Source organism: Catellatospora tritici, assembly GCF_019083965.1.
Classification (GTDB): domain Bacteria; phylum Actinomycetota; class Actinomycetes; order Mycobacteriales; family Micromonosporaceae; genus Catellatospora; species Catellatospora tritici.
In genome coordinates, this window is record NZ_JAHRCY010000010.1 from 283,651 (window position 1) to 297,660 (window position 14,010).

Here is a 14,010-nt window from a genome sequence, read left to right on the forward strand (position 1 = left end):
AAAAGGTTTTCGGCGTCCAGAGTGGCTCCAACGTTCAAGTGACCGCGGTCACGGAAGTTGTTGGAGGCGGAGATGACGGTGACGGCGCGGACCGCCGACCTCACCGGAGGTCGGCCCGTGGTGCCGTCGCGGGGAGTCCTGCGACCGCTGGGCCTGGGAGAGGTTCGCATCACGGGGGGCTTCTGGGCGCAGCGCCAGCAGGTGAACGGCCGCCACACCCTGGACCACCATCGGGAATGGCTCGACAAGCTCGGCTGGACCGGCAACTTCACCGCCGAAGCGGGCCAGGGCAGCCGGGAGCGTCGCGGCCGGGAGTTCTCCGACTCGGAGGTGTACAAGCTGGTCGAGGCCCTGTCGTGGGAGAGCGGCCGGGTGGCCGACCCGGTGCGCGAGGCCCAGCTGGACGAGCTGACCGCGATGATCGCCGGGGCACAGGCGCCCGACGGCTATCTGCACACCGCGTTCGGCCGGGCCGGGCAGCGGTCCCGCTACGAGGACCTGGCCTGGGGGCACGAGCTCTACTGCGCCGGGCACCTGCTGCAGGCGGCGGTGGCCCGCGCCCGTACGGGCGGAGGAGAGGCGCTGCTGGACGTGGCGCGCCGGGTGGCCGACCACGTGTGTGAGGAGTTCGGTCCGGACGGGCGTGACGCGGTGTGCGGGCACCCCGAGATCGAGCCCGCGCTGGTGGAGCTGTACCGGGTGACGGGGGAGCGGCGCTACCTGGACCAGGCGGCGCTGTTCGTGGACCGGCGCGGGCGGCGCAGCCTGCCGCCCCACGAGTTCGGCTGGTCCTACTTCAGCGACGACCAGCCGGTGCGCGAGGCGAAGGTGCTGCGCGGGCACGCGGTGCGGGCGCTGTACCTGGCCGCGGGCGTGATCGACGTGGCGGTGGAGACCGGTGACGACGAGCTGTTGGAGACGGTGGCGGCGCAGTTCGACCGGACCCTGGCCCGGCGCACGTACCTGACCGGTGGGATGGGCTCGCGGCACCTGGACGAGGCGTTCAGCGACGACTTCGTGCTGCCGGCCGACCGGGCCTACTCGGAGACCTGCGCCGGGATCGCGGCGATCATGGTGGCGTGGCGGCTGATGCTGGCCACCGGCCGTGAGCGGTACGCCGACGTGATCGAGCGGATCCTGTTCAACGTGGTCGCCACGGCGATCGGCGACGACGGCCGCTCCTTCTTCTACGCGCACACGCTGCACCAGCGCACACCCACCCGGATCCTGCCGACCGATGTCGAGCAGCTGGGTTTCGGGGGCGGGCCGCGGGCGCCGTGGTTCGAGGTGTCCTGCTGCCTGGCCAACCTGGGCCGCCTGCTGGCGAGCCTGTCGACCTACGTGGCCAGCGTCGAGGGCGACACGCTGCGGGTGCACCAGTTCGCCGACGCCGAGATCGACACGGTGCTCGGCGACGGGCGCCGGGTCGCGGTGCGGATGGGCACCGAGTACCCGGACAACGGCACGGTGCGGCTGGACGTGCTGGTCGCGTCCGGTGGACCGTGGACGCTCGCGCTGCGGTTGCCCGCCTGGGCGGCCGGGGCGAGCGTGACCGTGAACGGGCAGGCGCAGCCGGTCGCGGGTGACCGGGTGCTGCTTACCCGCGAGTTCGCCGCCGGGGACGTGATCGTGCTGGAGCTGCCGATGCGGCCCCGGTTCACCCGCCCCGACCCGCGCATCGACGCGGTGCGCGGCTGCGTCGCCGTCGAGCAGGGTCCGCTGGTGCTGTGCGCGGAGTCGCTGGGCGGCGAGCTGGACCTGGACTCGCTGCGGGTCGACGTGGACACCGCCCCCGCCGACGGCGACGCCGTGACGGTACGCGGGCACACCGAGGACCTACCGGACGAGCCTTGGCCGTACGCCGACGCGGGGCCGGTGGGGCGGCGTGATCCGCTCGCGGTGCCGCTGGTGCCGTACCACCGTTGGGCCCGCTCCGGGCCGTCCACCATGCGGATCTGGCTGCCGACGGCCTGATCCCCTCAGACGCACCACCTGATGCACCATCTGAAATCCGCTCATTTGACCGATTAGGAGTGATCATGAGAGTTCGGAAGCTGCGTGGTCTCGCACTCGGTGCGGCCGCGCTGCTGCTGGCGTCGATGACGGCCTGTGGCGGCGACGACCCGGCGGCGCCGGGCGCGTCCGGCACCGACGGCGTCGACGACGGCGCCCAGTTGACCCTGTGGACCCGGGCGGCGACCGAGTCGGTGTCCAAGGCGTACGCCGAGGCCTACAACGCCACCCACAAGAACAAGGTGACCGTCACCTCGTACCCGAACGAGGAGTACCCGGCGAAGCTGGCCTCGGCCGCGGGCGCCAAGGCGCTGCCGGACCTGTTCGGCTCCGACGTGGTGTTCGCCCCGCAGTACGCCTCGCAGGGCCTGTGGGCCGACATCACCGACAGGTTCGCCGCCAGCGGGCTGAAGGACAAGGTGTCGCCCGGACACGTGCGCGCCGGCACCTGGGAGGGCAAGAGCTACGCCATCCCGCACACCGTCGACATGTCGGTGATGCTCTACAACAAGGACCTGTACGCCAAGGCCGGGCTCGACCCGGAGAAGGGTCCGAAGTCGCTGAAGGAGTTCGCCGAGCAGGCCCGCGCGATCAACAAGCTGGGCGGCGACGTGCACGGCACCTACTTCGGCGGCAACTGCGGCGGCTGCGTCGAGTTCACCTTCTGGCCCTCGGTCTGGGGCGCGGGCGGCAACGTCCTCGACGCCGACGGCAAGAACGCGAAGATCGACTCCAAGGAGATGGCCGACGTGTTCGCCATCTACCGCGCGCTGTACGACGAGGGCGTGGCGGCCCCGGCCTCCAAGGACGAGGCCGGTCCGACCTGGCTCGGCGCGCTGCAGAGTGGCAAGATCGGCATCGCCCCCGGCCCGTCGGTGTGGCTGGGCCTCATCGAGGAGAAGGGCGTGAAGATGGGCGTCGCGCCGATCAGCGGCCCGGACGGCGGCGACTCCACCTTCATCGGCGGCGACTCGATCGGCATCGGCGCCACCAGCACCAAGGCCGCCCAGGCCTGGGACTTCCTCAAGTGGACCATGTCCGAGGAGGCGCAGGTCGAGGTCATCGCCAAGAACAAGGGCGTGCCGATCCGCACCGACCTCGCGTCGAACAAGTACTCCGCGGCCGACCCGCGCATCGTGACCATCAACAGCCTGGTCGCCAAGGGCGTCACGCCGTACGCGAAGAACTTCAACGCCTCGTTCAACGACCCGCAGAGCCCCTGGCTGCAGACGGTCCGTGGCGCCCTGTTCGGTGACGCCGCCAAGGCGCTGAGCGAGGGCAACACCGCCATCACCAAGTCCCTCCAGCAGGGCTGATCCGACCCGGCCCGGCCGCCGCCCGGCGGCCGGGCCACACCCCCGAACCGGAGAGTCGATGTCCCCGAAGGCAAGCCGCAGTCGCAGCCGGGCGCGGGCGCTGACCGGCGCCGCGTACGCCGCCCCGACCGCGGTCATGGTCGTGGTGTTCTTCCTCGCCCCGCTGCTGCTGGTGGGCTGGATGTCGCTGCACAAGTGGCCGCTGCTGGGCGCGCCCACCATGAACGCCCCCGACAACTACACCCGCATCGCCGACAACGAGCTGGTCGGCTCGGCGGTGTGGTTCACGCTGCGCTACACGGTCGTGATGACGGTGCTGCTGTTCGTGGTCGCGTTCGGGCTGGCCCTGCTGGTGCAGCACCGGCGGCCCGGCGTGGGCTTCCTGCGTACGGCGTTCCTGCTGCCGATGGCGGTCGGCTTCGCCAGCGCCTCGCTGCTGTTCCTGGGCCTGCTGTCCGACGAGATCGGCCCGGTCAGCGACCTGCTGCGCAAACTCGGCGTCATCGAGGGCTACGTCTCGTGGACCAGCGGCAGTTCCACCTCGGCGCTGGGCTCGACCGTCGCGCTGGTGCTGTGGCGCTTCGCCGGGTTCAACATGCTGATCATCCTCACCGGGCTGCAGGCCATCCCGCTGGAGGTGTACGAGGCCGCCCGCATCGACGGCGCCACCCGCTGGCAGACCTTCCGCCGGGTGACCATCCCGCTGATGCGGCCCACCATCGCGCTGGTGCTGACCATGATGGTGACCGGTTCGCTGCTGGCCTTCGACCAGTTCTGGATCCTGACCCGGGGCGGCCCCGACAACAGCACCACCTCGCTGGTGATGCTGATCTACCGGGAGGCGTTCATCCGCCTCGACCTCGGCTCCGCCTCGGCGATCTCGGTGGCCCTGCTGGCCGTGCTCATCGTGTTCAACGTCGTCCAGCTCGGCGTGCTGCGCCGGCGCGGTTAGGAAAGGCCCCGCATGAACTCGTCGAACGCCGTGAGCCGGTGGAGCTTCTACGTCACCGGTGTCGCGCTGGCGATCCTGTTCCTGTCGCCGCTGCTCTGGAGCGGTTGGGCCTCGCTGCGCACCGGATCCGGCTTCGGGCTGGAGAACTATGACCGGCTGTTCACCTCGGACAACGGCATCCGCCTGGAGCACATCGTCAACAGCGTCACGGTCAGCGCGCTGACCGTCGGCGGCACCCTGCTGGTCTCCACCCTCGGCGGGTACGCCTTCGGCCGGTTCCGGTTCCCGGGCCGTGACCTGCTGTTCCTGCTGACCCTGGCGATCCTGATGGTCCCGTACGCCACCATCCTGATCGCGCTCTACGTCCTGCTCGGCTGGCTCGGCCTGCAGGACAGCCTGATCGGCCTGAGCCTGGTGCTGATCATGTTCCAGCTGCCGTTCTCGATCTTCATGATGCGCAACTCGTTCGAGGCGGTACCACGCGAGCTGGAGGAGTCGGCTCAGGTCGACGGGTGCACCAGCTTCTCCGCACTGATCCGGATCATGCTCCCGGCGGTCAAGCCCGGACTGGTCACCGTCGGGCTGTTCGCGTTCCTGACCTCGTGGAGCGAGTTCTTCGCCCCGCTGATCCTGCTCAACTCCACCGACAAGTTCACCACCACGCTCGCGGTGGTGAACATGCGCACGGCCAGCCACGGCTCCATCGACTACGCCGCCCTGGAGGCGGGCGTGGTGTTCATGGCGGTGCCGTGCCTGCTGCTGTTCGCGTTCATGCAGCGCAGCTACGTACGCGGCTTCACCTCCGGCGCGCTGAAGGGATGACCGCGACGTAGCCGTACCAGCTCCCGGCCGTGCCCTGCGACCGCCTACCCGCGCGGGCACGGCCGGGCCCAACAGACCTCTCACCGCAGCCCAGTTCCTCACCACCGTCCCCCAATTGTGGAGGTGAACCACATGCCATCCATCTTGCGCACCCGGCGCAGGTCGCTGGCAGTCGGGCTCTGCGCCGTGCTCGCCGCCGGAGTCGTCGCCGTCCAGGCGCAGACCCCGGCCATGGCGGCCCAGACCATCGGCTTCCCCACGTTCACCGGAACCGCCCCGCCGGCGGCACCGGTGAGCTACACCGCCGGCAACATGATGCAGGCGATCTACAACGCCGAGAGCTCCGGCACCGACTTCTGGCTCGACCGCATGCTGGCCCGTACGGGCAGCAGCGACCCGGCCGACGCGGACGGCGCGATCCTCATGACCCGCGGCCGCGCCCTGTTCATGAAGACCTACAGTCCCGGCACGATGGGATTCGCCGGACACGTCGCCTACTGGGAGAGCATCAGCGACAACAACGCCTACACCATCACGGCCAGCCCTGGCACGTTCACCGAGCAGGGTTCGCAGCGGGTGCAGACGCCGAGCTACTCGAAGAACGTCTTCACCAGTGGCTCTATCACGATCACGCAGCAGAAGTTCATCACCGACAACAACGTCGCGGTGACGAACCTGTCCATCGCCAACAACGGGTCCGCCTCCACCACGCTGACCCTGCGCGCGGTGTCGCCTTACGCGACCAGCGGTAGCGGCAGCGAGCTGACCGGCTCGACCGGGACGAAGAACAGCCTGACCACTCTCACGACAAAGCTCACCGGTGACAGCTTCACCGTCTCCAGCGGCGGGCTGAACCGGTCGATCACGATCGGCGCCGGAGCCACGGCGACGGCGAAGGTCGTCATGGGCTTCATCGCCAGCGAGATCCCCGAGTCGTCGTCCGAGTACACGGCATACGCCGGCTACTCGAACGCGACCGCCTTCGCGACCCATGTGCGGGCCTACAACCTGTGGTGGGCGCAGAACATCCCCTACTTCAACTCGCCCGAGCCGGCGCTCACGAAGAACTACTACTACCGCTGGTGGCTGATGAGGTTCAACAACCTCGACGCCAACATCCCGGGCCAGACGTTCCAGTTCCCGACCTCGGTCGAGGGCGCGCTCGGCTACAACAACGCGATCGTGCTCACCCAGCCCATGCACATCGACGACCTGAAGTACCTGCGCACGCCGCTGTATGCGTACGGCGACTGGCTCAGCGTCGGTCAGGTGTCCAAGGGCGCCCGGTTCGTGGACAACCCCGGTGACCCGGAGAACTGGTCCAACAGCTACACCCAGTATGTCGCCGAGGCGGCGTGGAAGAGCTACCAGATCCACGGCGGCCAGCCGGCGATCGCGGCCAACCTCGCCAAATACGCCGAGGGCGATGTCAAGGGCCAGCTCTCGTACTACGACACGAACAGCAACAAGCTCCTCGAGTACGACTGGGGCGCGCTGACCGGTAACGACGCCGACGCGGTGTCCTTCCACTGGCGTTCCGGCAAGATGGACCGCGGCGAGGCGGCGTACCAGTACAGCGGCGCCCGTGCGGCGGCGCAGGCCTACGCGGCGATCGGCAACACGGCCAAGGCGAACGAGATGAATACGCTCGCCGACCAGATCCAGGCCGCGTTCACCAGCGTGCTCTGGAACTCCAGCCGCCAGCTGTTCGAGAACCGGATGGTGTCGGACGGCGCGTTCAACCCGTGGAAAGAGATCAACATCTACTACCCGTTCGCGGTGAACGCCATCCCGAACACGACGACCTACAAGGAAGCGCTGCGGCTGTTCGCCGATCCGGCTCAGTACCCCGTGTTTCCGTTCTACACCGCCAACCAGGCGGACAAGGCGGCATCGGGGACAGGCAGCAACAACTTCTCCACCATCAACTCGACCGTGCAGTTCCGGCTCTTCTCCTCGGTGCTGCGCAACTACCCCACCTCCTACATCACTGCGACCGACTACAAGAAGCTGCTCTACTGGAACGCCTGGGCGCAGTACGTCAACGGCAGCATGAACTACCCCGACGCCAACGAGTTCTGGGCTGACTGGAACGGGTCGTCGATCACGTACCGCTCCTGGATCCACCACAACATCCTCGGCAGCAGCAACTGGACCCTGATCGAGGACGTCGCCGGCCTGCGCCCGCGCAGCGACGCGAAGGTCGAGCTGAACCCGATCAACATCAGCTGGCCGTACTTCACCGTCAACAACATCCGCTACCGCAACGCCGACCTCACCATCGTCTGGGACGACCCGGCCGACGGCGTGGTCCGCTACCCCGGCGTGCCCGAGGGCTACTCCATCTACATCAACGGCAGCCGGGCGGCGACGGTCAGCTCGCTGGTGCCCTTCACCTGGGACCCGGCGACCGGCGCGGTCACCACCAGCGGCACGGTCACCTACAACACCGCCGTGTCCGGCCTGCAGGCCCCGAACCAGGTCGTGCAGTCCGACGCCCGGGTGCTGGACGAGCTGGCCAAGGCCGGTATCGACACCACCCTGCCCGCCCTGACCAACCTGGCCACCGGTGCCACCGTCACCGCCTCCTACACCGGGTCGGGCACGACCACGGCCGGTGCGGTCGACGGGTTCCCCACCAACGAGCCGTACTGGGGCGCCGGAGGTTCGGCCAACAGCCAAGACTGGCTGGAACTGAACATGGGCACCGCCAAGACGTTCAACGAGGTGCGGCTCTACTTCAAGGACAGCCGTCCGGCGTCGGCCACCTACCGGGCGCCGTCGGCGTACGACGTCCAGTACTACAACGGCAGCGCGTGGGTGAGCGTGGCCAGCCAGGCCAAGACGCCCAGCACCCCGAAGGGCAACTACAACCTGGTCACGTTCCCGGCGGTCACCGCCCAGCGGGTGCGGGTGCTGGCCACCAACGCCTCGGGCGCCAAGACCGGCCTCACGGAGATCAAGATCTTCAACCGTGGGGGCGTACAGCCACCGGTGTCCACCAACCTGGCCCTGGCGGCGACGCCGAGCTGCTCGTACACGTCCTCGTGGGAGAGCTGCGCGGCGATCAACAACGGGGACGAGCCGACCAGCTCCAACTGGGGCGGCACCAACCAGGGCAACCGCTGGGGCACCTGGCCCAACAGCGGCGCCCAGTGGGCGGAGCTGCAGTGGTCGTCGGCGCAGTCGCTGACCAAGGCCGACGTGTACTTCTTCGACGACGAGGGCGGCATCGACATGCCGGCCTCGTGGAAGCTGCAGTACTGGAACGGCAGCGCGTACGTCGACGTGCCCGGCGCGAGCGCCTACACGCTGACGAAGAACGCGTACAACACGATCACCTTCACCGGGGTCAGCACGACCCGGCTACGGGTGGCGCTGACCAGCAACGGGACCAGTTCGGTCGGTCTGCTGGAGGTGAAGGCGTTCGCCTGACCCGCTGACCGGCGGGGCCGGGCGCTCGGTGAGTCCGCGAGCGCCCGCCCCGCCTCAGTGCGTGCTCGCCGCGGCGGCGGGCCAGGCCGGGAGCCGGTCGCGCGCCGCCGCCGCGGCCAGATCGTGCGCGAGCGTGCGCAGGTACGCCGGGCAGTGGTGCTCCTGCGCCGACCGCAGCAGCCACGCGGCGCGCTCGGGGTCGCCCAGGTACAGCTCGGCGATCGCGCGTACGGCCAGGATGCTGCCGCGTTCGTACTCGTGCCGGAGGTCCAGGCCGACGCTGGGCAGCAGCGTCACCGCGTCGGCGGGGCGTCCCTGCAGGATCCGTGCCATGGCCAGCGCCAGCCGAGCCAGGGCCGACTGCCGTTGCCGCGTGTGGCCGAGCTCGGCCAGCGCGGCAAGCTCGTCGATGTCGGCGGGGCCACCGGCGTGCGTGCCGTCGTACGCGGCGGCCTTGAGGTAGACCGTGCACACCGCGTGCGCCACCACCGCGGCGATGAGCCCACCCGTCGTACGGTCGACGTGCGCCGAGCGGGCCGTGCCGGCGAGCTGGTTCATGGCCTGCGCGAACGCGCCGGGTCCGGCGGCAAGGCTCTTGGTCAGCAACTGTTGCGTGGCGTGCACCAGCAGTTGCGGGTCGCGTCCCGGACTGGCGACCAGAGCCTCGAGCTCGGCGAGGTCCAGGCTTCCGGAGCGCACCTCGACGACAGCGGCCGCCATCTCGCGGTCCGCGTGCGCCCGCATGAGGTTCGTCCGTGCCCTGGTGGGGCGGAAGATCCACCGCAGCATGGCGTAGCCGTCCGACTCCCGGCCACCGACCTTCAGCGGCACCAGGCTCGTCAGGCCCACCGTCATGCCCGCGAGAGTCACCGCCGACAGGACGCTGCCCGCGCCGCTCCTGACGCCTGCGGGCACCATGGCCATCAGGGTGCCCGCCGCCACGACGAAGTTGAGCCACGGACCGAAAGCCGCGTACAGCACCATACGTCGCCGCAGGTCGCGCAGCTCGGGGCCGGGGACCGGGGCGACCTTCGGCAGCGGCCACCAGCGCGGCCGCCGCCGGCTGTACGGCAGCCGCAGCAGCGCCACGGCGAGCCAGTGGCCCAGATCGTGCAGCATCCGATGCACCCAGCAACCGGCGACGAAGACGACCAGGGCCAGGCCCACACTGCCCGGTTGCCAGTGGTCGGTCCGCAGCATGCTGAGCCCGAGGTAGACGCCCCCGAGGCTGGCGCCGACCGCGATGGTCACGCGCGTCCGCGGCCATGTTGAAGATCTCTGCGGCACGATCGGACGGTAGAGCGGTGCCGTCCCACTGACCAGACACGTCGACAACAGTTGGCCATCACTTCACCGGCGGGTCGCCGGGGTGGCCGCCGGCCTGCCCGCGCCGGCGGCACCGGGCGCCACCGAGGTCGGCAGGCGCCCGGTGCGCGGCTTCACTTGTGCGTGCAGACCCGGTCGACGAGGACCGTGTACAGGTCAGTGGCACCCTCGGGCGCGGCCTTCAGCGCGCGGTAGTTCTCGTTGAGGTCGGCGGCCAGCGCCTTGCTCCTGACCGCGTCCATCAGCATCACGTGCACGGTACGCACGCCGATGTTGGCGTCCTCGGCGTGGTCGGGGCGGCCCAGCGGGACGCCGCCCACCCAGAAGCCCTTGTCCTTGCGGTCGATCGCGGCCAGCCACGCGTACCAGTCGCCGCCGCTCTCGACGAAGACCCACATCACCCGGCCGTCGCCCTGCGCGGGGTCGGGGCCGGTCAGCGCGACGGTCGCGCCGACCCGCAGCGCCGGCCCGGCAGTCGGGAGCTGGTCGACGTGAATCTCGACCATGCCGCAGTCCGCTCCGGCCGAAGGCAGCGGACTCGGGGACGGGGACGGGCTCGCGATAGCCGCGGCGCCGGCCGTGACGCTCACGACCGGGCTCGGCGTGGGGTCACCGCCGGGACCCGTCCCTGCACCGGGCGGGAAGTACTGCAGCAGGATGCCACCGACGACGAACAGGGCGCCGATGCCCGCGGCCACCTTGTCGATCGGCTGCTTCTGCGCGGCGTCGGTGCCGGAATCGGGGCGGCGTCCCACATAGAGGTGGTAGCCGAACGCACCGAGTAGGAACAGGCCGCCGACGATGATCAGAATTACCGGTACGTTGGGATTCTCGATGGACACTGCGGACCCTTCGCTCGTGCAGGCGACGTACTGATACTCCGTACAGTTCCCCCGTCGCGGTACTCGCCGACCCCATCGATCGTCAAGCTGATCGATCATCTGTCCGGCCTGCACGTCTGAGTCTCTGCTCGGCCGAACGGACTCACTCATGCTAGGGATGTCCCGCAACGGTCCACTGTGGTTGCAGAGCTATCTTTCGGCACGCCCTCCGGTGGCGGAGACAACCTTCCGCAATTGACTTTCCGAGATTTGTGAATGGTGCTCTCATAGCCATCGCCGACTGGCGGTATGCATGTCGACAAGAGTGCCGAATGGCGAATTCCGGTGAGGGCCCGTGCGATCAGCTGCGCCAGGCAATCATGCGGTCGCCCTCGGGATCCGGGGCCGGTGCGGCGTTCGCCTGGCCGGCTTCGCTGTGCGCAGCCGTTGATGGCTGCAGTTTCCCGGAAAGTGCAGCCAGGCGCGCCAAGATTCCTGCACTCTCCCCGAAAGTGCGGCCACCGGTAGCCGATCGCGCGACGTGCCGGGCGGGTGGCGGCTGTCGATCAGGAAGTTGTGCCGCAGACACGCCGTCGAGCCGTGCCATAGGTTCATGATCGACCGGGTGGGGGGTGGCCGGGGATGGGGCGGGCGGGGGTGGCGCTCTCACCGCATGGAAGTCCACCCCCGCCCGCCGGCTCTGGGTGCCCGTTAGTGTTAACGCGAACATAGCCGCGCGTCAAGATGTTGCGTAAGAACCAGCGCCGCCGTGCAGGTAGCGCATGTGCTGGGTTTCATCTCGTTCCGCCGTAACGCCTCCGGGTCGGCGTCATTACCGAAACGTTGCCAAGCAGCGTCTTGACGGCACTTCATGTTAGCGCTAACACTATCCCCCGAACCTGAGGAGGTGGGCCCGGATGGGCGAAGCGGCAGACCCCCGCGACCGGTACGTCGTGGGTGTCGACTACGGCACCCTGTCGGGCCGGGCACTGGTGGTGCGCGTGTCCGATGGCGCCGAGGTCGGCACGGCGGTGCACCCGTACCGCCATGCCGTGATGGACACGGAGCTGGCCGCCGATGGCAGGGCGTTGCCGCCCGACTGGGCGCTGCAGGATCCCGACGACTACCGCGACGTGCTCCGTCACGCGGTCCCGGCCGCGGTCGCCGCCGCCGGGATCGACCCGGCGCAGGTCGTCGGCATCGCCACCGACTTCACCGCGTGCACGGTGCTGCCGACGCTGGCCGACGGCACGCCGCTGTGCGAGCTGGCCGAGCTGCGCACCCGGCCGCACGCGTACGTCAAGCTGTGGAAGCACCACGCCGCGCAGTCGCACGCCGACCGGATCAACGCGACCGCCGCGCAGCGCGGCGAGCCGTGGCTGGCCCGCTACGGCGGGAAGATCTCCTCGGAGTGGCAGTTCGCCAAGGGCCTGCAGCTGCTGGAGGAGGACCCGGAGGTCTACCACCGGGCCGACCGCTGGATCGAGGCGGCCGACTGGATCGTGTGGCAGCTGTGCGGCGCCGAGACCCGCAACGTCTGCACCGCCGGCTACAAGGGCATCCGCCAGGACGGGCAGTACCCGTCGGCCGACTACCTGGCCGCGCTGAACCCCGACTTCACCGGCTTCACCGCGAAGATCGACGGTCCGCTGCTGGAGCTGGGGGAGCGGGCCGGGTCGCTGACCGCGCAGGCCGCCACCTGGACCGGGCTGCCCGAGGGCATCGCGGTCGCGGTCGGCAACGTCGACGCGCACGTCACCGCGGCCGCCGCGCAGGCCATCGAGCCGGGCCGCCTGGTCGCCATCATGGGCACCTCGACCTGCCACGTCGTCAACGGCGAGAAGCTGGCCGAGGTGCCGGGCATGTGCGGCGTCGTCGAGGGCGGCATCAGCGCGGGTGCCTGGGGTTACGAGGCGGGCCAGAGCGGCGTCGGCGACATCTTCGGCTGGTTCGTCGAGCACGCGGCCCCGGCCGGATACGACTCGCACGAAATTCTGTCCGAGCTGGCTGCTGCGCAGCCCGTGGGCGCGCACGGCCTGGTCGCGCTGGACTGGTGGAACGGCAACCGCTCGCTACTGGTCAACCACGAGCTGTCCGGCCTGATCGTCGGCCTGACCCTGGCCACCCGCCCGCACGAGATCTACCGGGCGCTGCTGGAGTCCACCGCGTACGGCACCCGCATGATCATGGAGGCGTTCGCTGAGGCGGGCGTGCCGGTGACCGAGCTGGTCATCGCGGGCGGCCTGGCCGCCAACAGCCTGCTGATGCAGATCTACGCCGACGTGACCGACCGGCCGCTGAGCCTGATCGGCTCGGCGCAGGGACCGGCGCTGGGCTCGGCGATCCACGCCGCGGTCGCCGCCGGTGACTACCCGGACGTGGCGACCGCCTCGGCGGCGATGGGTCGGGTCGAGCGCGCCGTCTTCCGGCCGGACCCGGAACGCGCCCGCGCCTACGACGCCCTCTACACCGAATACCGCGCGCTGCACGACCACTTCGGCCGGGGCGGCGACGACATGATGCTGCGCCTGCGCGCCATCCGCAACGCGGCCCGGGGGGAGCAGGCATGAGCGAGATCGTCCGCAAGCTGCGCGAACAGGTCGCGGGGCTGCACTCGGAGCTGACCCGGTACGGCCTGGTCGCCTGGACGGCCGGCAACGTGTCGGCGCGGGTGCCCGGGGAGAACCTGATGGTGATCAAGCCGAGCGGGGTGTCCTACGACGACCTCAGTCCGGCCAACATGATCGTCTGCGACCTGAACGGCACGGTCGTCGAGGGCGACCTGTCGCCGTCGAGCGACACCGCCGCGCACGCCTACGTATACCGGGCTATGCCAGAGGTCGGCGGGGTGGTGCACACGCACAGCACCTACGCCACGGCGTGGGCGGCGCGCGGGGAGTCGATCCCGTGCCATCTGACCGCGCAGGCCGACGAGTTCGGCGGGGAGATCCCGGTCGGGCCGTTCGCGCTGATCGGCGGGGACGACATCGGCAAGGGGATCGTGGCCACGTTGTCGGGGCACCGGTCGCCGGCCGTACTGATGCGCAATCACGGTGTGTTCACCATCGGCAAGGACGCGAAAGCCGCGGTCAAGGCCGCGGTGATGTGTGAGGACGTGGCACGGACCGCGCATCTGGCCCGTTCGCTCGGGCAGCCGCTGCCGATGGCCGCCGCCGATGTGGACGCCCTCTACCACCGCTACCAGAACGTCTACGGCCAGGCCGGTCCGCCGGTCGCGCCGTAGGGGGCACAACTCTCACCGCACGCACCACCCAGCACCTCCCACCCCTGCCGCGGACCTCATCCCTTCGGCGGCCGGGACTCG

At 69.8% G+C, this 14,010-nt stretch carries 9 protein-coding genes; 7 read left to right on the top strand and 2 right to left on the bottom strand.

Going from position 1 to position 14,010, the window contains the following annotated elements; translation table 11 throughout:
• Positions 1-72: 72 nt before the first annotated feature.
• The 5 genes from KUA19_RS23920 to KUA19_RS23940 all read left to right on the top strand — a co-directional run bounded on the left by KUA19_RS23920 (position 73) and on the right by KUA19_RS23940 (position 8,538).
• Complete coding sequence (locus KUA19_RS23920; protein ID WP_217399139.1) at positions 73-1,974, top strand: glycoside hydrolase family 127 protein; 1,902 nt, start codon at positions 73-75, stop codon at positions 1,972-1,974.
• 65 nt (positions 1,975-2,039) lie between these two features.
• Positions 2,040-3,329 carry an ABC transporter substrate-binding protein gene (locus KUA19_RS23925; protein WP_254549968.1) on the top strand — a complete coding sequence of 430 codons (1,290 nt, stop codon included), beginning with the start codon at positions 2,040-2,042 and terminating at the stop codon, positions 3,327-3,329.
• Between the two features lie 58 nt (positions 3,330-3,387).
• Positions 3,388-4,281: a carbohydrate ABC transporter permease gene (locus KUA19_RS23930; protein ID WP_217399142.1), complete on the top strand. Its 894-nt coding sequence runs from the start codon at positions 3,388-3,390 to the stop codon at positions 4,279-4,281.
• 12 nt (positions 4,282-4,293) lie between these two features.
• Complete coding sequence (locus tag KUA19_RS23935; protein ID WP_217399144.1) at positions 4,294-5,103, top strand: carbohydrate ABC transporter permease; 810 nt, start codon at positions 4,294-4,296, stop codon at positions 5,101-5,103.
• A gap of 132 nt (positions 5,104-5,235) precedes the next feature.
• Positions 5,236-8,538, top strand: a complete 3,303-nt coding sequence (locus KUA19_RS23940; protein WP_217399146.1) for a galactose-binding domain-containing protein — start codon at positions 5,236-5,238, stop codon at positions 8,536-8,538.
• 54 nt (positions 8,539-8,592) lie between these two features.
• Here KUA19_RS23940 and KUA19_RS23945 read toward each other — a convergent pair whose 3' ends face one another.
• Together KUA19_RS23945 and KUA19_RS23950 are read right to left on the bottom strand one after the other, a co-directional pair.
• A complete protein-coding gene (locus KUA19_RS23945; RefSeq protein ID WP_217399148.1) occupies positions 8,593-9,789 on the bottom strand; it encodes a hypothetical protein in 1,197 nt (398 codons plus the stop codon).
• Positions 9,790-9,977: 188 nt separating this feature from the next.
• Positions 9,978-10,706: a hypothetical protein gene (locus KUA19_RS23950; RefSeq protein WP_217399149.1), complete on the bottom strand. Its 729-nt coding sequence runs from the start codon at positions 10,704-10,706 to the stop codon at positions 9,978-9,980.
• 896 nt (positions 10,707-11,602) lie between these two features.
• Between KUA19_RS23950 and araB the strand changes: the two genes are divergently transcribed.
• Complete coding sequence (araB, locus tag KUA19_RS23955; protein ID WP_217399151.1) at positions 11,603-13,255, top strand: ribulokinase; 1,653 nt, start codon at positions 11,603-11,605, stop codon at positions 13,253-13,255.
• Entirely contained in the window at positions 13,252-13,929 is a 678-nt protein-coding gene (locus KUA19_RS23960; protein ID WP_217399153.1) for an L-ribulose-5-phosphate 4-epimerase, read from the top strand. Before araB ends, KUA19_RS23960 begins: the two co-directional genes overlap by 4 nt.
• The last annotated feature ends 81 nt before the right edge of the window (positions 13,930-14,010 follow it).